We start from the raw sequence: 23,080 nt of genomic DNA on the forward strand, positions 1-23,080 counted from the left end.
AGCATTTTTAACTATTATTTAATTAAATAAATATAATCACATATTGATTACATGTAACATTTATGTATAATTACATGTAAATAAATTTTAGCTAGAGAGAGCCATTATGAAATTTCTTGTTATTTTAGTCGTTATTATTATTGTAGTTGTTGGAGGTATTGCTTATCTTTACAACCAATTGGTTAGTTTAAAAGAGCAATTTAAAAATGCCTTTTCACAAATTGATATCCAATTAAAACGTCGTTATGATCTTATTCCTAACCTAGTGGAAACTGCAAAAGCTTATTTAAAGCATGAAAGTGAGACGCTAACCAAGGTTACAGAAGCCCGTAATAGTGCTTTAGCTGCACTTAAAGCTGCCTCAGCCAATCCTGATAGCCAAGCAACCATCAACGCTTTAAACGGTGCTGAACGTCAGCTTTCACAGGCATTAACCAGTTTCAATTTACAAATGGAAGCCTACCCTGAACTAAAAGCAAATGAAAATATGCTACAACTTTCTGAAGAACTATCTTCCACAGAAAACCGTGTTGCTTTTGCTAGACAAGCTTATAACGATTCAGTAATGGCTTACAATATTCAACGTAAATCATTCCCTACTAACTTTTTTGCTGTTAGTTTTGGTCACCCTACAGATGCAGTTTTGCTAACTTTTGAAGATGCAAAAGAAATTCAAACTGCACCTAAAGTTAGCTTTTAATTAGTGTGATTAACTAAAAATGGACTTTTTTGGCCACCAAGATAAAGCAAAAACAAGAACGTTTTTGCTTGTATCTTTGTTTATTATCGGCCTTGCTCTACTCTCAATCGTAACAACTTTTGCCATTAATCTTGTATTAATGGCTACTTTAGATGCTCATGCAACTGATTATATTTCATATTGGCCAATACTTGGGGCTATCGTAGGGATTACTTTACTAGTTACTTTTTTCAAACATCTTAGTTTACGTGCAGGCGGCAAAGTTGTAGCCGAAGCATTAGGTGGCCGATTAATCAGTAGAAGTACCCGTGATACAAATGAGAGACGTTTATTAAATCTTGTTGACGAAATGGCAATTGCCGCAAGATTACCTGCACCACCTGTTTACTTATTAGACGACGAACCTAATATAAATGCTTTTGCTGCTGGCCATACAGTCAATAATGCGGTTATTGGGATAACCAAAGGTGCATTAGAGTTATTAACTCGCGATGAATTACAAGCCGTCATTGGTCATGAATTCAGCCATATCTTAAATGGTGATATGCGGATAAATTTACGCTTTACCGCAATGATTTTTGGTTTCCTTTATATTACCCAAGCTGCCACAATAATCATGAGGGCAAGCCAATACTTAAGAGCATCCAGATCAAATAATAAAAACGCAGCCGCCGTTATGGCAGCTATTTTCTTAATTAGTATTATCTTATTTATCGCAGGTTGGCTTACTTCACTGTGGGCTAGAATAATGCAGGCGGCCATTAATAGACAACGTGAATATCTAGCTGATGCATCCTCTGTACAATTTACACGACAAGGCATGGCCTTGGCCTCTGCCCTTAAAAAAATTGGTGGTAGTGTCTCTGGATCAAGTTTACAGACAGCCTCTGCGCAAAGTTATAACCATTTATTGTTTGGCCAAGGGGATGAACATCTATTAGCTACTCACCCGTCTTTAACAAAACGTATTTTGCGTTTAGATCCTCTTTGGGATGGTGAATTTATTGTACCTGTAAGAATAAATGTAGAGCCAACCACAGAAGATGAAACAGAGCATGCTAAAGAAACATTCTCTAAAGAAAATATCGTAAAAGCAATTACCACTGGCGCCGCTATCTCTATGGGGTTACCTACCACAGCAGAACAAACAGCAGCAGCCAGCAGCAGTAAAGATAATGAAACTCCTTTAGTAAAAATAGCAGCCCTTTGCCAACAGCCAATGGGAGCTTGCTACTTAGTTTTTGCTTATTTATTAGATAACAATCCTGATAAAGTTGCTAAACAAGTCTCATTAATTAAAAATACCGAACTACTCAATACTTGTACTGAGTTATTAGCAGCTATTCCCAATACTCAACATTTATCATTTATTGAAAAAGCTATTCTGACTATAAAAACTTTAACGCCAGAACAGTATCAAGACTTTAAAAAAATAATGATGCAATTGATTAACATAGCTGGTGATATTTCATTACATGAATGGTTAATTTATCAACTAGTTACTCATCAAATAGAGTATTCACCTTCTACTGAAGTAAAGTATCACTCATTAGATCAACTACAACCAGAAATAACTACCCTATTATCTGCTTTGGCATACTTATCTCCCACTGAAAATACCATCAAATCTTCTTTTGGTATGGGCGCTAATATCATGGGGTTATATACCATCCAGTTACAGCCCAACCCAGCTATTACTGAATTATCAAACTGTTTACAAAAACTACAACAGTCTTCTAGCTCTGTTCGTTATAAATTCTTGCAAGGAATACTAAAGGCTATACAACAAGATAAAACCATCAACTTAGAAGAAGCTACCTTTTTCAGAGTTTTATCGATTTGTTTAGATTATCCAATGGAGCTTAATAATGCTATTCCATCAGTTAGTTAAGCCATATAACTTAATAAATAGATATTATTAATATGAATTTTTTTAAACTACAAAATAAAGCAAAAAGCCAAACATTTTGGCTTGTTATTCTATTCTGCCTAGGTTTAATTATTTTACCCTTTATTGGAGCACACATTATTACCTTTTGTGTGGAGTTCTTTACTTTACCTAAAAATCGCTCTCCTGAAACCTTTTGGCTGGTCCTAAAGTGTCTCACTGTAATTATTATATTGGTTTCTCTCTACAAATATATCTCTCTACGTCAAGGTGGTAGGGTGATTGCTATTGCCTTAGGCGGACGACTAGTTGATAAGAGAGCATCCAATCCAAATGAACGTCGTTTATTAAACGTTGTAGAAGAAATGGCTATTGCCTCCAGTGTACCCGTACCTCATGTTTACATTTTGGATGAAGAAATTCATATCAATGCCTTTGCTGCGGGTCATACGATTAATGATGCAGTTATAGGTGTAACTAGGGGTACAACCGAGTTACTAACTCGCGATGAACTACAAGCAGTTATTGCTCACGAATTTAGTCATATATTAAATGGTGATATGCGTTTAAATCTACGCTTTACCGCCCTTTTGTTTGGCTTTATCTTTATCAGTCAAGCTGGCTTTGTATTACTTAGATTGGGATTTGGTATAGGTAATGAAAAAAAAGGCGGTATTTTTCCACACTTTCTTGTACTCGCGGTGGCATTATTAGCAGCTGGCTTTTTAGGACAGTTATGGGCCAGAATTATGCAGGCTGCAGTTAACAGACAACGTGAGTACTTAGCTGACGCATCCTCTGTACAATTTACCCGTCATGGTCCCGCTCTAGCGTCAGCCTTAAAGAAAATTGGTGGCTCTGAGGGTGGTGCTACTTTAGAAACAGCTATGGCTGGTAGTTATGGACACTTTTTCTTTAGCCAAGCAGATACTAACCTCTTAGCTACTCACCCCCCTTTAGAAAAACGTATTAAACGAATTGAACCTTGGTGGCAAGGTGGCTTTATCAACGTTGATTTTAGCAAACTCATTAACAGCGAAGAAGATACTGAACCACAGCAAAACAACAGCATTCGGGATAAAAAATTAACCGCTGCAATTGCTGCAGGTTTATCGATTACAGGAACAGATGCTATCCCCTACTTAAAACCTGTTACCCTATTAAATACTAATGTAACAGATAAAGAACAAGCAATTGCCAAACTAGAAGCAATTTGCCATGAACCTATGGATGCTTGTTATCTAATGTTTGCACTACTTGTTGATACTATTCCATCGATTCGAGCCAAACAATTTTTGGCTGTTAACAATACTGGCTTAGTTACAGATTACTATCAAACACTATCACTTATTCCGAAGGAAAAACATTTAGAGTTTATTGAAAAAGCTATTCCTTCTTTAAAAAACTTATCGGATGAACAATATAAAAACTTCAAAACTACATTGATGCATTTTATTCAAGCAGATAATGAAATTTCTTTGTATGAATGGTTAATCTACCAACTGATTATTCATCAAGTTGATGGACAGTTTAATCCTAAAGCGATTATTACTTCTTATAACTATAACTCGTTAGACCAACTTAGAGATGAAGCTGCCATAATGTTAAGTGGTATAGCTCATTTAACAGAAAATCCAGACTATCAGCAGCGTGCTTTCGGGTTAGGCTCTAATATCATGGGGCTCTATACGATTAAATTACTACAGCAAAAACCTAATATTAGTCAGCTTACAACCAGCTTACAAAAATTACAGAAAGCAACAGAACCTGTTCGTAGAAAATTTTTACAAGGTGCATTACGTGCTATTGAACACGATCAGCAAGTAAATATTAAAGAGACTATGTTCTTTCGGATTTTATCTCTTTGCTTAGATTGTCCTATCCCTACGCTAGATTGCACAGTTCATTAACGACACAATGGCGTTGCTCCTCTAGTAATGCCATATTCTATGAAGTTGTTATATAGAAAATAACTTGTTTTGAATAAGCAACTTATACTAAAAATTACTTTAATAAAAATTTAAAGAAAGTGACTGTAGCCATACCCAGTAAAGTCATCGTAATACTGCCTATTACATGAACCGAGACTGCTGCTCCTGCCCAAAATATACGTCCCTGTTGTAGCAGTGTTGTTACCTCTGCGGAGAAAGTAGAAAAGGTTGATAACCCACCTAAAAATCCAGTGATGATAAATAGTTTCCACTCAGGAGCCATATTTGGATTATTCATAAAAATAACAAGAAATAAACCTATCAAATAGCCTGCTAACAAGTTGGCAACTAACGTGCCTGGCGGGATAGTAGGAAATAATGTATTTAACAATAACCCTAAAACCCAACGTAATATAGCTCCCAAGCCACCACCTAGACCTATTATTAAAGCAGCTTTCAACATTACAGCTTATCTCCTAGTTCTTTGAGTAATAATTTTTATGAGGATAACAAGTAGACATCATTAGCCAAAACGATTAGAGGAGGAATACCATATCCTAGCAAGTACTAATAAAAAAACCAACCTAGCTAAAATACACATTCTTTTTATTATTATCCATAGATCATTGGTTTAATGGTATTTATTATTCAATTTCCTTCATTAAACAAACGCTGTTTCGTCTATCTTACGAATTAAGAAACGATAAATTATTTTTACTGAAAAGACTATTTTTTAAAATGCACACTTGGACAAGTATGCATTTTTAGCAGAACAACACTATTTTTTTAAATTCGCAGTTAACTGCTTTATATTGCTTTCTACTCTAGCCCTAAGCTTTTGGCCAGGGTGGAAGGTAACTACTCGTCTTGCAGTAATTGGCACTTCCTCACCAGTACGTGGATTGCGTCCTGGTCTCTCATTTTTATTACGTAGCTCAAAATTACCAAAACCTGATAACTTAACAGGTATACTATTAGCAAGAGACTCTTTCATTTCTTCAAAAAAATCTTCAACTAATTGTTTTGCTTCCTGTTTCGTCAAATTTAGCTCATTAATCAAGCGCTCGGCCATTTCCGCTTTGGTTAAAGTACTCATATTTTTTTACTTCCTCAACGTAGCGTTAAACTGCTCTTCTAATACAGCTACGATATTTTGCAAGGAAGCATTGATTTCATCATCAGTTAAAGTACGTTCAGGATGTTGCCAAGTAAGGCTCACAGCTATACTCTTTTGATTATCATCAATGCCCTTTCCTTGATAAACATCGAATAGTTGTATACTTGTTAAATAATTACCTGCTGCCGTCTTAATAGTTGCCATACATTTTTCTGCTATTAATGATTTGTCTACTAGAATAGCCAAATCGCGACTGACCTCAGGGAAACGGGATAATTCTCTAAATTTTGGTAAATTTCCCAGTTTCATTTCACTTAATGATAGTTCAAATAAGTAAATTGGAACATCTATACCCAGCACTTTTGCCAATTCTGGATGAAGAGCACCAATATAACCAACATCTTGACCATCACGGACTATTATAGCACTTTGTCCTGGATGTAGGGCAGTATGTTGTTGTGGAATAAATTGATATTGATCTAAAGCACCAGCCAATCCTAAAATCGCTTCAACATCACCTTTAATATCATAAAAATCAACAACTTCTTTAGTATTTGCCCAACCTGCAGGCAAACGACTTCCCATAATTAAACCCGCCACCATATCTTCTTGTTTTAACTGGGGCAGTTGACCTTCAAAGCGTAAACCAATTTCAAAGATACGCACACGATTTTGTTGCCGATTTAAATTGTGTTGTAACGTTTTAATCAAACCAGGCCATAATGATATCCTCATAGCAGACATATCATTAGAAATTGGATTAGCCAACATTAATGGCTCATGTTCTGGATTAAACAATTTAAATAATTTAGGATCTATAAAGCTATAGGTAATATTTTCCTGATAGCCCCTTGCTACTAATAAATCTCGTAGAGATTTTTTATTGATTTCAGCTTCTTGTTTATTAGCATGGGGCGCTAAGCGAGCTTGTGGATAACGCACAGGTAAACGATTATAACCGTATAAGCGTGCCACTTCTTCGATTAAATCTTCTTCAATAGCTAGATCATAACGATAGCTAGGTACAGTTACCTGCCATATACCCTCGGCTTTAACTTGCAAGGTTACGCCCAAAGGTTTAAGTAATTGCTCTACCTGTTGATTAGTCAGTGCGATACCTAACACCTTCTCAATACGTTCAGCACGTAAAGTTACAGAACTAATAGTAGGTAAATTCTGTTCACTTACTGCCTCGACAATGGGCCCTGCTTCACCGCCAATAATTTCTAATAACAGTGCTGTTGCACGCTCCATAGCAGGGCGAGATAATTGCCAGTCAACACCACGCTCATAACGTTGTGAAGCATCAGTATGTAAACCATAAGAACGGGCTTTACCTGCAACAGTAACAATATCAAAGAACGCAGATTCTAATAATAAATCTTTAGTTTTATTACTAATACCACTGTGTTCTCCACCCATTACTCCAGCAATAGCCAAAGGCTTAGCGTGATCAGCAATCACTAAGGTATCATTACGTAATTTTACTTGCTGCTCGTTGAGTAGGGTTAACTGCTCATCTTGATACGCCATGCGCACCACAATGCCTTGATCTATTTCGGCTAAATCAAAGGCATGCATAGGTTGGCCTAATTCAATCATCACATAGTTAGTCACATCCACCACTGCATCAATACTACGGATACCTGAGCGACGTAAACGCTCTACCATCCACATTGGGGTTGGCTTAGTAACATCTACATTACGAATAATACGCCCCAAATAACGTGGACAACCCGCAGTATTCATTACATCAATACTAATTTGGTCATCAATGGTAGGCGTTACTGCATGAGTATCAAACTCTGCCACAGCTGAGTTATATAATGCGCCTACTTCACGGGCTATACCACGTACAGATAAGCAATCACCACGGTTAGGTGTTAAATCAACCTCAATCACAATATCATCTAGGTTTAGATAATCACGAAAATCTTTACCTACAGGTGCATCTGCTGGCAATTCCATTAATCCAGCATGGTCATCACTGATCCCTAATTCTTTGGCAGAACAAAGCATACCATTTGATTCTATGCCACGTAATTTGGCTTTTTTAATGGTAAAATCACCTGGCAATTTAGCGCCAAGCAATGCAAAAGGTACTTTTAATCCTTGTCTCGCATTTGGTGCACCACAAACCACTTGCAAGGTTTCATTACCATTGCTTACTTGACATACCCGTAGTTTATCTGCATCTGGGTGTTGTTCAATACTGATTATTTCTCCAACTACAACACCTGTAAATTGTTGAGCAACAGCTTCAACACTATCTACTTCTAGCCCAGCCATGGACAGGCGAGCGATTAAATCGTCTTGAGAGACATTAGGGTTTACTAAACTACGAAGCCAATTTTCACTAAATTTCATACTGTTCTCCTTTATTTAACTAATGATTAACGAAATTGCGATAAAAATCGTAAATCGTTATCGAAGAACAGGCGTAAATCGTTAACGCCATAACGTAGCATTGCTAAGCGTTCAGCCCCCATACCGAAAGCAAACCCTGAGTATTTCTCTGGATCAACTCCTGACATTTTCAAGACATTAGGATGCACCATGCCACACCCCATTACCTCTAACCAACCAGTTTGCTTACAAACACGACAACCATTGCCGCTACACATAACACACTGAATATCCACTTCGGCAGATGGCTCTGTGAAAGGGAAAAAAGAGGGACGGAAACGTACTTCAAATTCTTTTTCAAAAAATACTCTTAGAAACTCTTCAATGGTTCCTTTTAAATCTGCAAAACTTATATCCGTATCAACTAATAAGCCTTCTACTTGATGGAACATAGGAGAATGCGTTATATCAGAATCACTACGATAAACACGACCAGGACAAACCACGCGAATAGGAGGCTGTTTCGCCTCCATGGTTCTTACTTGGACTGGCGAAGTATGGGTACGTAACAACATATTGGCATTAAAATAGAAAGTATCATGCATTGTTCTGGCTGGATGGTGACCAGGAATGTTTAATGCTTCAAAGTTATGATAATCATCTTCTACTTCAGGGCCTTCTTCCACGCTATAGCCAATATTAGTAAAGAAACTCTCAATACGCTCTAAAGTACGAGTGATGGGGTGAATACTACCAGTAGTTTGCCCTCTACCAGGTAAAGTTACATCGATTTGCTCAGCAGTTAATTTTTTATTCAGTGCGGCTTGCTCTAAAGTATCCTTTTGAGCGTTTAAGGCTGACTGTACTTTTTCTTTTGCGGAATTTATTAATACCCCTACCTTAGGGCGATCTTCAGGCGATAAATCACCTAAGGTTTTCATTACTTGGGTTAACTCACCTTTTTTACCTAAATACTGTACTCTTAATTGTTCTACAGCATTCACATCATCAGTTACTGCTATTGCTTGTAAAGCTTTAGCCACTAACTCATCCAGATTTTCCATCCACTAAGCTCCAGACATAAAAAAATGAAAAAATAAGGGCAAAAGTATAACACCTTTCGCTTTTCGGATAATACTTTAATCAGTATATTTTATGCCTAGCTTTAAAATGAAAGGATAACCAATAGATTAAAATATGAAAATAGCATAGTACAATCATTATTGTTATGTTTCAATAACTTATCTATTTAAACTAGGCTTTTAATGTGTATCTAAATGCTAATAAAACTGCTAAGTTCTAATAAATGCCCTGTTTAAAAGCATACAGTTACTCTGTAATAAATACCAAAGCAGTATTTTATTATTTCATTAGGGGATTTATGGCTGTTTCTAATCAGATGGCTTAGTAATAGCTTTTCCATCACTATAACTTGCATAGGTTTAATCAGTCTTTGCGACAAGGCAGCGCCAAAGATTTGCAGATAAAACTGAAACCAACTATATAATTTAATAAGTTATAATAAATGTCATTTATAGACGAATAAAAAAAGGGGAAAGTATTAACTTTCCCCCCCTTCTGGTTATATAGCCACTTTAGCATTTCATACGGAACAAAGATGCTTAAGTCTATTTGTTACTCTCCAGTAACCATTACGCATGTTTTACCAAAGAATGGATATATACCATTTGAAGAATAATCTACAGTTGAAACTTTTCTGATACCAGCATTTTGTTTAGCTGATAAAATAGAAGCATCACCCGATGCATAAAGCCCTAAAATATTTTGCGCACAAGACATACCAGATTTTGAACCAACAGAGTTATCAGTTGCTGTTACTGGTCCTTTCACATCTGTTATCAAACCAAAGCCAACTGGTGACATATTACCAGCACAACCTGTTAATAAAATTGCTAACCCCATTAAACCCACTATCTTTTTCATGATTTATAATTCCTAAACTGTGTATGAGAAAAACTGGTTTTTAGTGAGTAAAGACCAGATAGACACTATTAAATCTGAAATAAAATAGGAAACAAGAGATATTAGCCAAAAGTCGAAGGTATTTTAATACTTATGTAGCATAAGCAAGAATATATTTTTATCAATACAAACAATTAGTTAACCATATAAAATTTTATTACAGTAACAACTAATCACCACCCCCACCACAACTGCTACAGGAACTGCTGCTATCAGATGAGATGTTATCGTCATATTTAGTATTATTGTTAGAGTCATTATCTTGATAATTATTTTTATTTGTATAAGAACCACCACTACAACCTGAACAGCCTACACCTTTAGCACTTTCATTGGTTGTGTTTCTATATAAACGAGCCTTTGCCAAAAACTCCTCTAAAGTATAACTAAAACCTTGTGGGATATTTAATACATCATCTATTTGAAATAACATAGGAAATGTATCAACCATCATTAAATTTCCTTTGTTTTCTAGTTGGCCAGCATAAACCCATGTTGTATATAGCTGGTCGTTTATTGTTTGCTTTCTTTGATAAGCCACATTGGCATCAGCCGAATTATGATGTAAATAAAAACCAAAACACTGCTTACAAAAAGCCATATAAATTCGACTATCTAAAATAAACACATGCCATAAATCATCTACTACCCTTGATGGCATACCCAGTATAGGTTTAGGTAATTTTTGCAGCGTATTATCATGGGTGGCTGTTAACACAATAATAAAATAATTTTTTAATTGCTCAATAACTTGGCTTACTACTACATTATCTAATTGAGGATAGTATTTCCGAAAAGAATTCAGCACATTTTCAGTGAAAACATAATTATTTATTAATATTAATCGCTGTTGAAAACTAATCTCTTCTGCTTGAGTGGCTTTATCGCTTGCCTTTTTTGAATTAACTTTTTGTACTATTACGAAAAAAACCACAGCAATTACTACTATCCCTAATATTACCAATGATTCCATTAATTATTATCCTTAACTACACCTTATGAATCTGGCTGAGCTAATGGAAAAAGACGATAAAAATTAGCTGTTGTCATCTCAGCAAACGCTTCTAAAGGCATATTCCTTAACTCTGCGATAAAGCTTGCTACTTCTTTTACATACTCTGGCAAATTAGATTTACCACGATAAGGTACAGGTGCTAGATAAGGTGAATCTGTTTCAACTAATAAACGATCATTCGGTACTTTTTTGGCTACCTCTCGCAACATATCTGCATTACGAAAGGTTACAATACCTGATAGCGAGATATAGTAGCCTAAATCCAAGGCTGCCTTAGCCATTTCCCAATCTTCAGTAAAACAGTGTAGCACCCCTGCTTGAGACAAAGCGGCATGTTTTAATATGGTTAAAGTTAGCTGTTTTGCTTCTCGTGTATGAATGATTACAGGCTTGCCTGTTTGATGGGCTGCTTCTAAATGAAGCTCAAAAGAAGTTTGTTGGGCTTGTACGGTTTCTGCTTGATAATGAAAATCAAGCCCTGTTTCACCAATTGCCACTACTTTTGGATGATCTAGCGCTTGCATTAACCAATCTAAACTAATAGGTTGCTTATCCGCTAAATCGAGCGGGTGAATACCTACTGAACAATACACATCCTTATATTTTTCAGCAATTGCTTGCACAGTAGTGGCATTATCTTTACTCACACCGATGGTTAAGAATTGCTTAACACCTTTATCTCGTGCTTGCTGAAGAACAGTATCTAACCCCCCTGCTATAGCGTCTAACTTTAAATAATCAAGGTGACAGTGAGAATCAACTAAATACTGCATAACTTCTTATAAAAACGAAAGACTACATGGTAAAAGTAGGTTGTGTATTACCTTCTAGTAAACCTGCTAAATATTTTAAGACTTTTTCTTTAGCTTTGGCTGAATCAGCAGGCGAGAATTGTATACCAACACCTTGCACACGCGAGCCTTGATTTACAGGAGAAATCCATACTACTTTACCCGTCACCGGGATTTTTTCTTCTTCATCAATCAAATCAATTAATAGAAAAACTTCATCGCCTAGGTTATGTTTCTTATTGGTTCTAACAAACAAGCCACCATCAGTAACAAACGGCATATAAGAAGCATATAAGATATTCTTATTAGGAATACTTACATTGATAATGCTATTACCACCCATACTTAATGCCATAACTACGCCCTCTTGCTATTAATGACCCTATTTTACCTTGTTGTAAGTAAATTAATCCAGCCAATCAACACACTTTCTATTAACAATACCCTATTTAAATTAGCCTTAGCCAGAACTTTTTGTCTTTCTCGCAATAATTTTTCTTGTAATTGCGTCACCTTTTCCAGTGAAGCTTTATCTGCCAAATAATTCAATACCTTCTGCATATCAGCCATTCCTAAGGTATTGATATCCTTAGTAGCTTGATAACATAAAATACAATGTAACCACTCGCAAAACCAATTAAATAATAACAATAATGGAATATTATTCCAACTCTCAGCTATTTGACTTGCTACTAGCTGGTGTTTTAGCAATTTTTTTATATCTTCAACCACTTGCTGACGTTGCTTTAATACATCCTGTTGATAAAGCTCTACCGCATATAGAGGTGCTGAACCTGCTAATACTAGCAATTGGCTCAACTGTTCAACCTCTACATTGGTTAATTGCTGTTGCATCCATTGTAAAGCATCTGATTGCTTTGGTGTGGGACAGAGTTGCTGAATACAACGACTTTTAATGGTAGGTAATAATTGCCCTGCTTGATGGCTGACTAAAATAAGCCGACTATTACCTGCTGGCTCCTCTAAGCTTTTTAACAAGGCATTTGCAGCATTTAAATTTAATGCTTCAGCAGGTTCTATTAAGACAACTTTGCATGGTGATATTTGAGGAGTTTGATTAATAAAGTCAATTAACATCCTAACTTGATCGACTTTGATAAATTCAGAGTCTTCAGGTTTTAACCAAAAAATATCGGGATGAGCACCACTAGTTGCTAACAAATGACAACTTTTACAATGACCACAAGGCTGTTTATTATCTGATGTAAGGCATAACCAATAATAGCCTAAACGCTGAGCAAATTGCTGTTTACCAATACCTTTTTTACCATGCAATAAATAAGCATGAGCAGGTTTTGGATTGGTCACCATTTGTTGCCATAATATTTGTTGCCAAGGTAGCAACTCAGTCAACATTTAAACGTTCCCAAATCTCAATAAAACAAGCATCAATCTGTAACTGTACATTTTCTAAACTTTTGCTGGCATCAATCACCCGATAAATACCAGGATATTGCTCAGCACGCCGCCAGTAAGCAGCACGTACCGCTTCAAAAAAAGTTAGGCTTTCACGCTCAAAACGATCTAAACCATCCCTTGATTTAATAACACGGGACAACCCTATGGTTGCGTCAACATCAAATAATAATGTTAAGTCTGGTCGTAAAGTACCTTGCACCACACGCTCTAGCAATGTAATTTTATTTTCGTCAATACCCCTACCGCCACCTTGGTAAGCGTAAGTAGCATCAGTAAATCGATCACAAATGACTGTTTTACCTTCTTTAAGGGCAGGTAAAATTACTTGTTGTAAATGTTCTGCACGAGCTGCAAATATTAATAATAGCTCTGTATCAACAGCCATGCCTTTAAATCTGGGATCAATTAATAGGTCACGCACCCTTTCTGATAATAATGTACCACCAGGTTCTCTTGTTACCAAGATAGGATAACCAGCCTCCTCCAAACGATTAGCAAGGTAGTAAATATTAGTTGATTTTCCAGCGCCTTCAGGCCCTTCAAAAGTAATAAATATTCCTGACATTATTTAGACTCACTCGATGGAGGGCTAGAACGATAATCTGCTCGACGATTCAGTTGATATTTACGAACAGCCCTTTGATGTTCTGTCAAACTCTCTGAAAACTCGTGACTACCATCTCCTTTGGCAACAAAATATAAGAACTTACCCTCTGCTGGATGCAATGCCGCATGTATGGCTTTACGACTTACCATAGCAATAGGTGTTGGCGGCAAACCAGATATTACGTAAGTATTATATGGTGTTTCACGCTTTAAGTCAGCACGTGTAATTCTCCCCTTATAATTATCCCCCATTCCATAGATAACCGTTGGATCAGTTTGCAACAACATATTTTTTTGTAAACGTCTTACAAACACTCCTGCAATTTGTGGGCGCTCTTCTGGTACCCCTGTTTCTCTTTCGATAATAGAGGCCATAATCAAGGCCTGATATGCATTTTCGTAAGGTAAACCATCATCTTTATTTTGCCATTCTTCATCAAGGACTTTGACAAGACGCTTATGTGCTTGCCCTAACAAGCTAAGATCAGTATCGCCACGCATGTAAACGTAAGTATCAGCAAAAAACTGCCCTTCAGGATGTTTGCCCGTCTCACCTAAAGCATCCATAATCTGTTCATCTGTCATTGCTGAAATGGTTTGCTTCAATGCCTCTTGTTTAGCCAGTGCAGTACGTATCTGTTTAAAATTCCAACCATCTACTAAAGTCACTCGATAAAGCACTACATCGCCTTTTAACCAAATAGCAATCAGCTGTTGTATATCCATGCCTGGCAATAATCGATACTCACCTGCATGAATGGCTTTACCTTGATTTTCTAACCGCCAATGTAATTTAAGAAAAAAAGCATCTTTGATATGGCCTTTTTGCTCTAATTGATTAAACATCACATTAGGTGTTGCTCCTACTGGCACTATTATTGTTTGCTCAGAGGAAATCATCAGTGGTTGTTGCAAAGCATTGCTATACTTCCAATACCCTACACCAGCCACAGAACCAGTCAATAAAATAAGTACAGCAACAACAATTAGAAATATCCGCATTATTAATTAACTATATACCTTAAGAAAAACGGCGGAAGATCAAACTTCCATTAGTACCGCCAAAACCAAATGAATTAGACAGTACTGTATCAACAACCATAGATCTTGCTTCCCCTGGTACGAAGTCTAGATCACACTCTTCACCTGGTTCCTCTAGATTAATGGTTGGAGGAACTATTTGATCACGTATTGCTAAAATACTAAATACTGCCTCAATAGCTCCAGCAGCGCCTAATAAATGTCCTGTCATTGATTTAGTAGAGCTCACTGGTAATTTATAGGCAGCATCACCAAAAATTGATTTAACCGCTTTTACTTCTGCCAAGTCTCCTACAGGTGTTGAAGTACCATGAGCATTAATATAACTGATTTGATCGGCATTTAATTTTGCATCTCTCAGGGCATTTTTCATACAAGTAGCAGCACCTTTGCCATCTGTTGTAGGCGCTGTCATATGATAGGCATCACCACTGAAACCAGCACCAACTAGCTCTGCATAAATTCTTGCACCACGTGCTTTAGCATGTTCTAACTCTTCTAATACTAGAACACCTGCACCATCTCCTAGTACAAAGCCATCTCTACCTTTATCCCAAGGACGACTTGCATGGGTAGGATCATCATTACGGGTAGATAATGCACGGCAAGCAGAAAAACCTGCTAAGCCTATACCGCAGGTAGCTTTTTCTGCTCCACCCGCCAACATTACATCTGCTTCACCATGAATAATATTACGTGCTGCCATACCAATACTATGTGTACCAGATGCGCAAGCAGTTGCAATAGCATAATTAGGACCATGAACGCCTAAGTTAATGGATAATAGACCAGAAGCCATATTAATAATTGCACCTGGTACGAAAAACGGAGAAACACGACGTGGCCCTTGTTCTGCTAACGCTTTGCAGTTTGCCTCAATATTTGGCAGACCACCAATACCAGAACCAATTACTACACCAATCCGATCTCTATTTTCATCGGTTACTTCTAAACCTGAATCCAACATGGCTTGCATACCTGCTACTACACCATATTGAATAAAAACATCCATTTTTCTAGCTTCTTTTACGGATAAATGGGGTTCTACAGAAAAATTTTTAACAGGTGCGCCAAAACGAGTAGCAAAATTGGAAAGATCAAAATCTACGTCAGTAAGCATCTCTACGCCATTTTTACCTGCTACGATATTTTGCCAACTGCTAGAAACATCATTTCCTACAGGACACACTATGCCAAGGCCAGTAATAACAACTCGTCTTTGCAACACTGCTTTCTCCTTAATTAAACTATTCTTTATTCAAATAAATCATTTTAACCAATTAATACACTATAATAAATTTAAACAAAGTATTAGAGCATATTTTTTTTGAGAAAATATAGCAGTAAATCTACTATTCAACCACAACAAACAACTGATTATTCTAATAGTATTATAAAATAAAAAGCCGCACATCCAAAGATGTACGGCTTTTTTCAAAGCAAAGGCGAAAAATTACTCTTCGATATTTGCAGAAATATAATCTACAGCATCTTGTACAGTAGTAATTTTTTCAGCTTGCTCATCAGGAATCTCTAATTCAAACTCTTCTTCCAGAGCCATTACCAGCTCAACATTATCAAGAGAGTCTGCACCTAGATCTTCAATGAAAGAAGCATTGTTGGTAACCTCTTCTTCTTTAACATCAAGTTGTTCTGCTACAATTTTCTTGACGCGTTCTTCAATGGTGCTCATACCTTGTTTTCACTCCTAAGTTGGATAATTTGGCTCTGGGCCACTTGCTAATTTTATAGAAAGGTAATTACTTTTATCAAGTAATATTTCAAAAACCTTTCCAAAAAACACCTAGAGAAAAATCCTCTAAGTTAATCTTACTATTTTACGATAATCTACACTATTTTGGTAGATATGAATCAACTCATATACATGCCACCATTCACAGGAATGGTCGCGCCTGTTATATAAGCAGCTGAATCAGAGGCTAAGAAAGCTACTGTTTCAGCAATTTCTTTAGCTTGCCCTAAACGGCCAAGCGGGATTTGGGTTAATAAAGCATCCCGTTGTGTTTCAGGTAACTCACGCGTCATATCAGTATCAATAAAACCTGGCGCTACTGCATTAACAGTTACTGAACGTGAACCTAGCTCACGCGCTAAAGCACGAGTAAAACCTTCTAAACCAGCCTTAGCTGCTGCATAGTTGGCTTGGCCTACATTACCCATTGCACCCACTACAGAACCAATGCTAATAATACGACCCCAGCGTGCTTTAGTCATACCTCTTAATACACCTTTTGAAAGACGATAAAGGCTATTTAAATTGGTATCGATTACATCATACCATTCTTCATCTTTCATACGCATCATTAAATTGTCGCGGGTAATACCTGCATTATTCACTAAAATATGTGGCGCGCCAAATTCTTTACTGATATTAGCTAATACTTCTTCAACTGATTTTTCATCAGTCACATTGAGAGCCATGCCAACACCTGTAATATTATTTTCTTTTAAATATTGGGTAATGTTTGCTGCCCCAGACTCTGTCGTAGCTGTACCTATAACTGTTGCACCTTTCGCACCTAACTCTAATGCAATAGCTTGACCAATACCACGGCTAGCGCCTGTTACCAAGGCAATTTTACCTGTTAAACTCATCTATTTATTCCTATGATTGTAAAGCATTTAAAGTGGCATTAAATGCATCTGTTGTTTCTAATGCATAAGTATCTAATTCTTTAACACAACGTTTATTTAAACCACTGAGCACTTTACCAGGTCCACATTCAACTAATGCTGTGACACCTAATTTAGCAAGCACTTGGACAGACTCAACCCAACGAACGGGGCTATAAAGTTGGGCTAAAAGATTTTCTTTAAGCGTTTGTAAGTCACGACTTACATCAGCAGTTACATTCTGTACAATAGCAATATTAGGATTTTTCCAAGAAGCCGCTGTTAATGCTGCGGCAAACTCTTCTGCTGCAGGGCGCATTAAATCACAATGGGAAGGTACACTAACGGGTAATGGTAATGCTCTTTTTGCACCTTTCGCTTTACATAGCTCAATAGCTCTATTTACCGCTTCCATATTACCTGCAATAACCACTTGACCAGGTGCATTAAAATTAACTGCACTGACTACTTGACCTTGAGCTGCCTCATTACATGCTGCTATTACATCATCATCCGATAACCCTAATATAGCAGCCATAGCACCTTGCCCAGCAGGCACTGCTTTTTGCATTAACTGACCACGTAACTCAACTAACTTTACCGCCTCTACAAAAGGTAAGCTTTCTGCAGCAACTAACGCAGAATACTCACCTAAACTATGACCTGCTACATAAGATGGTATAATATTTGATTGCTTTTGCCATAGTCTCCATAATGCAACTGATGCTGTTAAAATTGCAGGTTGTGTTTTATCTGTTTGATCTAATTTATCTTTAGGCCCTTCTTGTATTAGCTGCCATAAATCATAGCCCAAAGCATCAGAAGCTTCTTTAAAAGTATCTTGAATAATTGTATGTTCTTTTGCAATATCAGCTAACATTCCAATTGCTTGTGAACCTTGTCCAGGAAAAACAAACGCAGAAACAACAGACATAAATAACTATCCCAATTAATGTAATTAATAATTCTGTAATAAACTTGCCGTATCTTACAATAAGATGAATACTATAAAAACAATTTTTACCTATTTAAAAGCTTATAATTAAAATATAGGGATATTTTCTTATTCTATAAATATCCCTAATTTAAACTATTTTTTTGGCTCAGCGGTTTCAGGTACTATTGGCTTCTCTATCTTAATCGCTGCTGCCTCTTTAGCTAATTCGTCATAATCATAATCTGTATCATAAAACTTTAAATCATCTTCTGATAACACCACTCTAATATTCCTATCCCAATCTGGTAACTCATCAGGTGGGAAAGGTAAAACTTTTTCTAAATTTGGGAATGTTAGACTAGCGTTACCTTTTACTTCATCATTCCTGCCTTGCGCTTTACGAATAGGATCTCGATGTATATAAATAGAATTTTTGGCATTTTGGAATATACTCATGCGCTCTAAAAATTCTTTATCAAAGAATGTTTTACCATATTGTTGCTTATAGTAATTTTCTTTATTAGGAAAGCTTGCTATAGCATTGTAATTACCTGCTTTAGTCGCTTCATATAAATACTTAAAAGAGCCTATCAACTCAGCTTCAGTAGAAGCCTCACCTTCTAATACATTAGCTTTTTTCATTAGTGCGCTAGCGGTTCCCTGCTTTTGTTTTACTGCACAATCCAACAGCGCATTAGCATCTTTTATACGACCAACACTAACAAAAATATCATACATATCAGACAGTGCATCAGGATTATTTAATCTAGCCGCCTCAAATAAATAAACGGAAGCAGGAATAGGGGCATTTCTAAACTCAGGCATGCCATTTAATTTATACTGTCCCATTGCATAAAAAGCACCAGGCACATTCTTTTGTAATAACTTATCTATATACATCCTAGCCTTTTTAGGATCATATTCTGTGTAATAACTGTTTGAGTTTTTTAAATATAAACTAGCCATTAATAATTTAGCGTTCCAATGCCCCATTTCTGCCGACTTATCAGCTAAAATAAACATTTGTTTATAGTGATCCGTATCATTTTGCCCAAGAATTTTCATCGCTACTTTATAATACAGATCTGCTCGAGGATCTTCTGGCAAAGCAGGAATATTCTCTGACTCTTCACCACAAGTAGGAAGCGCTACTGTTAAAAAATTAATTTCTTTATGGGTAGCGTTTAAGTCAAGTGCTAATGCTGGCGTACTAATAGTTAAAAAGCCTACTAATAAATACTTTAACATTCCATAGTTTAACTTGTTAATTTGCATAATTTAATCTCAAATGTAACTAAAGCCCAATTTGTAATACTCAGATTATTTATTTTCACTTATTATCTATTACCATTAAGTAAAATAACTAATAACTGATTATTACAATAAATCTATATTATTAATTATATAACTCATTATACTGCAAAAAGCAGTCTACACAATAAATAGCAAAATGCTTTATAGTAATCTTTATCAATAGAGTACCAAATTTTTACTAATGCGGTTGCAACAATACATCTTCAAGCAAAAGACTAATTTGTTGGGATAAACGTGCTTGTAAATCCTCATTCACTTCCATGTAAGCATGATGTAATGCTGTTTGAAAAGCTGTACTATCTGCTGAACCATGACTTTTAATTACAACACCCTGCAAACCAAGAAAACTAGCGCCATTATAACGCTCAGGAGAAAAATCTTTACGTAATCCCCTTAACATCGGTAAAAACATAATAAGTCCCTTTAATCTACCTAACCAATTTGCTTTAAAACGATTATCTAAACGACTCGCTAATAATCGCAAAACTCCTTCACTGGACTTTAATAATACATTACCTACAAAGCCATCACATACCACTACATCTGCATCGCCACGGTAAACGCCATCACCTTCCACAAAACCAATATAATTTAACTTATTTTGTGATTCTAGCAATTGAGTAGCTTGCTTTACTTGCTGATTACCTTTTATATTTTCTATACCTATATTTAACAAGGCAACTTTAGGTTGTGCTACACCTAACACCTCAGCCGCCACGGAACCCATCACAGCAAACTGAAATAATTGTTCAGCACTACAATCAACATTGGCACCTAAGTCCAATAAATAACAACCTTTATTTGCTTGGGTAGGTAAACAGCACATCATCGCAGGCCGATCAATACCTGGTATTGTCTTTAAGGTAAAGCGTGCTAATGCCATTAACGCTCCTGTATTACCTGCACTAACACAAGCATTTGCTTTACCGTCACGTACCAATTCCAGACTCAGCCGCATGGAGGAATTAGGTTTTGATCTTAAAGCAACAGCAACAGGATCATCCATAGCCACAACCTCTGTAGCATCAACAATCTCTAATTGTGAATGAACAGCATGGCTAGAAGGTGGCAATAATGGTGAAATAACAGCAGATTGGCCAACAAGGATAAGTTTTAAAGAGGGATTTTGTGCTAAATATGAGAGACAAGCAGGTACTGTACAGGAGGGGCCAAAATCCCCTCCCATTACATCAACAGCAATGACTGGTGTAGTCAAATTTATTCGTCGAAATCTTGATCTTCAACGATGACTTGACGTCCACGGTAAACACCACTTGGTGTTACATGGTGACGTAAGTGCATTTCACCTGTTGTTTTCTCAACAGATAATGCATTAGATTTTAATGCATCGTGAGAACGGCGCATATTGCGAGCCGAACGTGATTTTTTGTTCTGTTGAACAGCCATAATTCATTAACTCCTAAGCTTTGGGGTCACGCTTTAACTGCGCCAGAACACTGAATGGGTTTGACCTTGTAACCTCATTCTCAATCGGTTCGGGCTCATCAAGCACTACCGGTTGCTGGCATTCATCTAACTCATGTATTGGAATAATAGGAAGCGCTAACAATAACTCATCCTCTATCAATACTTTTAAGTCAAAAGGATCTTTTGTCCCTAATTCAAGGGCATCATATCCTTCTGGCAACATTATTTCTCCACGCTCACTACTCATAAACATATAATTATAAGTATCAGCAGTAAAAAAAGACATCACATCTAAACAACGTTGGCAAATCAATTGCACTTTAGCATCTAGTCTAACAGACATTAATGCTTGCTGTTGTTCCCCACGTTTAAAAACCACTTTAACATAAATATCAACTTCATCAGAAGCTAAGGCTTCATGTAACCGTGGCAAATCAGCTAAAGAAATATTACCCTCATAAGTAACATTTCGATCAACCAATTTATAGGGTTCAATATAATGTGGAATTGGGCCATTTGACATAGGGGCGGTATTTTATGGTTGTTCGGTCTGTCTGTCAAAGGAAATTGTGTATAAAATGCAATAATTACTACAATTTATTTTTTTCTAAGAAAAAATTTTGATTAAACTTAAAGATATACCTAACTAAGATATATTTAAAATCACTATCAAAACAATATATCCTAGCTAGGTTTTTTGTAAATATTAGACTATGTAACTCACACCCTACCTAGCTCTATTAATCTTTCAGCATCATAAATAATATTGAATGGCAAATTATCCACCTCCAAAATGACTTTACGTTCTAATAAATCTCTTACAAGAGAAATAGAACCATCATTTGGTTTATAAACAAACCAAGTAGTCGCCAGATAATCCAATTTTATATTGATTTCTAGCTTAACATCTTGTTCATCTTTTAGTGGAAGACAATTAATGAAATTAATAACCGCTTGTGAACCAAATGTTAAAAGATAATCAAAATTCAATATTTCAATAGTCATATCACTATCTTTATACTGAGCAATTGCATTTCCTACAGTAGCCAAATCTGCAAAAGCTTTCTTAACATCCAAAGTTAATTTATATCTTTTCATACAAAAATCCCTTATCTCTTTTATTTAAAATGGATGTTTATATTAGTATTTATCTTATTAACTTTATTCTTGTTGCAGCAAAATAATTACAGCCCCTGATGACTTTTTAATTTCAATTATTAATTATATTTTATTCAATAGCTTTATAATATTTATAATAAATTTTTTTCAACATTACTTTATACTGAGAAGACCTCATGTTACCTATTGTATTAGCTTCAAGTTCAAGCTATCGGCAACAACTCTTACAGCGTTTAAAAATCGATTTTAATGCCATCAGTCCCGATATAGATGAAAGTCCATTGCCAAACGAGTCACCTGCAAAGTTAACCGAAAGATTAGCTATAAGCAAAGCCAAAGCACTGGCTACTCGATGCCCTAAGCATCTTATTATAGGATCAGATGAAGTGGCTTGCTTAGAGGGTGAAATAATGGGCAAACCACATCACTTTGAACAGGCGTTTAAGCAATTAAAAATGGCAAGTGGTAAAACTGTTATTTTTTATACGGGTCTTGCACTCTATAATAGTGCTACAGGGTCACTACAAGTCGATACTATTCCTTTTTATGTACACTTTAGAGAACTTTCAGACAGTGCTATAACTAAATATTTAGAAATTGAAAAACCTTTTGACTGCGCAGGCAGTATAAAAGCGGAAGGCTTGGGTATTTGCTTTTTTAAGGGAATGGAAGGCTCTGATATAACTAGCCTTATGGGGCTCCCCTTGATTCGCTTGGTGGATATGTTGCAAAAAGAACAACTATTTATTCCTTAAACTTGTTTATTTGGTTACTATAAAACGTTCTTTTT

24 protein-coding genes are annotated in these 23,080 nt (G+C 36.3%); 4 read left to right on the plus strand and 20 right to left on the minus strand.

Annotated elements, in window-relative coordinates; all coding sequences use genetic code 11:
* Window positions 1-106: 106 nt before the first annotated feature.
* The 3 genes from JHT90_RS08690 to JHT90_RS08700 are packed head-to-tail and all read left to right on the plus strand — an operon-like array spanning window position 107 to window position 4,498.
* Window positions 107-700 carry a LemA family protein gene (locus JHT90_RS08690; RefSeq protein ID WP_201090391.1) on the plus strand — a complete coding sequence of 198 codons (594 nt, stop codon included), beginning with the start codon at window positions 107-109 and terminating at the stop codon, window positions 698-700.
* 19 nt (window positions 701-719) lie between these two features.
* On the plus strand, window positions 720-2,591 hold the full coding sequence (locus JHT90_RS08695; protein WP_201090392.1) for a M48 family metallopeptidase: 1,872 nt from the start codon (window positions 720-722) through the stop codon (window positions 2,589-2,591).
* Between the two features lie 32 nt (window positions 2,592-2,623).
* Window positions 2,624-4,498, plus strand: a complete 1,875-nt coding sequence (locus JHT90_RS08700; protein WP_201090393.1) for a M48 family metallopeptidase — start codon at window positions 2,624-2,626, stop codon at window positions 4,496-4,498.
* Window positions 4,499-4,592: 94 nt separating this feature from the next.
* Here the strand turns inward: JHT90_RS08700 and crcB are convergent, their stop codons facing one another.
* The 20 genes from crcB to JHT90_RS08800 all read right to left on the minus strand — a co-directional run bounded on the left by crcB (window position 4,593) and on the right by JHT90_RS08800 (window position 22,269).
* Window positions 4,593-4,982 (minus strand): fluoride efflux transporter CrcB, encoded by a 390-nt coding sequence (gene crcB, locus JHT90_RS08705; protein ID WP_201090394.1) that lies wholly within the window; start codon window positions 4,980-4,982, stop codon window positions 4,593-4,595.
* Between the two features lie 315 nt (window positions 4,983-5,297).
* Entirely contained in the window at window positions 5,298-5,615 is a 318-nt protein-coding gene (locus JHT90_RS08710; protein WP_201090395.1) for an integration host factor subunit alpha, read from the minus strand.
* A gap of 6 nt (window positions 5,616-5,621) precedes the next feature.
* Window positions 5,622-8,003: a phenylalanine--tRNA ligase subunit beta gene (pheT, locus tag JHT90_RS08715; RefSeq protein WP_201090396.1), complete on the minus strand. Its 2,382-nt coding sequence runs from the start codon at window positions 8,001-8,003 to the stop codon at window positions 5,622-5,624.
* A 26-nt stretch (window positions 8,004-8,029) separates the two neighbouring features.
* Window positions 8,030-9,046, minus strand: coding sequence for a phenylalanine--tRNA ligase subunit alpha (gene pheS / locus JHT90_RS08720; protein ID WP_201090397.1), 1,017 nt, complete (start codon window positions 9,044-9,046; stop codon window positions 8,030-8,032).
* A gap of 571 nt (window positions 9,047-9,617) precedes the next feature.
* Window positions 9,618-9,926, minus strand: a complete 309-nt coding sequence (locus JHT90_RS08725; RefSeq protein WP_201090398.1) for a TRL-like family protein — start codon at window positions 9,924-9,926, stop codon at window positions 9,618-9,620.
* Between the two features lie 208 nt (window positions 9,927-10,134).
* Window positions 10,135-10,938 carry a glycine-rich domain-containing protein gene (locus JHT90_RS08730; RefSeq protein WP_201090399.1) on the minus strand — a complete coding sequence of 268 codons (804 nt, stop codon included), beginning with the start codon at window positions 10,936-10,938 and terminating at the stop codon, window positions 10,135-10,137.
* Window positions 10,939-10,961: 23 nt separating this feature from the next.
* Entirely contained in the window at window positions 10,962-11,753 is a 792-nt protein-coding gene (locus JHT90_RS08735) for a TatD family hydrolase (RefSeq protein WP_201090400.1), read from the minus strand.
* A gap of 22 nt (window positions 11,754-11,775) precedes the next feature.
* Complete coding sequence (locus JHT90_RS08740; RefSeq protein WP_201090401.1) at window positions 11,776-12,126, minus strand: PilZ domain-containing protein; 351 nt, start codon at window positions 12,124-12,126, stop codon at window positions 11,776-11,778.
* Window positions 12,127-12,158: 32 nt separating this feature from the next.
* Window positions 12,159-13,145, minus strand: coding sequence for a DNA polymerase III subunit delta' (locus tag JHT90_RS08745; protein WP_201095819.1), 987 nt, complete (start codon window positions 13,143-13,145; stop codon window positions 12,159-12,161).
* Complete coding sequence (tmk, locus tag JHT90_RS08750) at window positions 13,138-13,776, minus strand: dTMP kinase (RefSeq protein ID WP_201090402.1); 639 nt, start codon at window positions 13,774-13,776, stop codon at window positions 13,138-13,140. The genes JHT90_RS08745 and tmk overlap by 8 nt, the downstream gene beginning before the upstream one ends.
* A complete protein-coding gene (gene mltG / locus JHT90_RS08755; RefSeq protein ID WP_379971726.1) occupies window positions 13,776-14,822 on the minus strand; it encodes an endolytic transglycosylase MltG in 1,047 nt (348 codons plus the stop codon). The genes tmk and mltG overlap by 1 nt, the downstream gene beginning before the upstream one ends.
* Window positions 14,823-14,838: 16 nt before the next feature.
* Window positions 14,839-16,086, minus strand: coding sequence for a beta-ketoacyl-ACP synthase II (gene fabF, locus JHT90_RS08760; RefSeq protein ID WP_201090404.1), 1,248 nt, complete (start codon window positions 16,084-16,086; stop codon window positions 14,839-14,841).
* 225 nt (window positions 16,087-16,311) lie between these two features.
* Window positions 16,312-16,551: an acyl carrier protein gene (acpP, locus tag JHT90_RS08765; protein ID WP_201090405.1), complete on the minus strand. Its 240-nt coding sequence runs from the start codon at window positions 16,549-16,551 to the stop codon at window positions 16,312-16,314.
* Window positions 16,552-16,730: 179 nt separating this feature from the next.
* On the minus strand, window positions 16,731-17,474 hold the full coding sequence (gene fabG / locus JHT90_RS08770; protein ID WP_201090406.1) for a 3-oxoacyl-ACP reductase FabG: 744 nt from the start codon (window positions 17,472-17,474) through the stop codon (window positions 16,731-16,733).
* 10 nt (window positions 17,475-17,484) lie between these two features.
* Window positions 17,485-18,426, minus strand: coding sequence for an ACP S-malonyltransferase (gene fabD / locus JHT90_RS08775; RefSeq protein WP_201090407.1), 942 nt, complete (start codon window positions 18,424-18,426; stop codon window positions 17,485-17,487).
* Between the two features lie 156 nt (window positions 18,427-18,582).
* A complete protein-coding gene (locus JHT90_RS08780; protein WP_201090408.1) occupies window positions 18,583-19,704 on the minus strand; it encodes a sel1 repeat family protein in 1,122 nt (373 codons plus the stop codon).
* 217 nt (window positions 19,705-19,921) lie between these two features.
* Entirely contained in the window at window positions 19,922-20,959 is a 1,038-nt protein-coding gene (gene plsX / locus JHT90_RS08785) for a phosphate acyltransferase PlsX (RefSeq protein ID WP_201090409.1), read from the minus strand.
* Window positions 20,960-20,961: 2 nt separating this feature from the next.
* Window positions 20,962-21,150: a 50S ribosomal protein L32 gene (gene rpmF, locus JHT90_RS08790; RefSeq protein ID WP_201090410.1), complete on the minus strand. Its 189-nt coding sequence runs from the start codon at window positions 21,148-21,150 to the stop codon at window positions 20,962-20,964.
* A 13-nt stretch (window positions 21,151-21,163) separates the two neighbouring features.
* Window positions 21,164-21,694: a YceD family protein gene (locus JHT90_RS08795; protein ID WP_201090411.1), complete on the minus strand. Its 531-nt coding sequence runs from the start codon at window positions 21,692-21,694 to the stop codon at window positions 21,164-21,166.
* 197 nt (window positions 21,695-21,891) lie between these two features.
* Window positions 21,892-22,269: a hypothetical protein gene (locus JHT90_RS08800; protein WP_201090412.1), complete on the minus strand. Its 378-nt coding sequence runs from the start codon at window positions 22,267-22,269 to the stop codon at window positions 21,892-21,894.
* Between the two features lie 197 nt (window positions 22,270-22,466).
* On the opposite strand from JHT90_RS08800, the gene JHT90_RS08805 reads away from it, so the two are divergent.
* The gene (locus JHT90_RS08805) at window positions 22,467-23,045 is read left to right on the plus strand and encodes a Maf family protein (protein ID WP_201090413.1); all 579 of its coding nucleotides are present in this window, start codon (window positions 22,467-22,469) and stop codon (window positions 23,043-23,045) included.
* Window positions 23,046-23,080: the final 35 nt, after the last annotated feature.

This window comes from Entomomonas asaccharolytica (assembly GCF_016653615.1).
GTDB classification, from domain to species: Bacteria; Pseudomonadota; Gammaproteobacteria; order Pseudomonadales; family Pseudomonadaceae; genus Entomomonas; species Entomomonas asaccharolytica.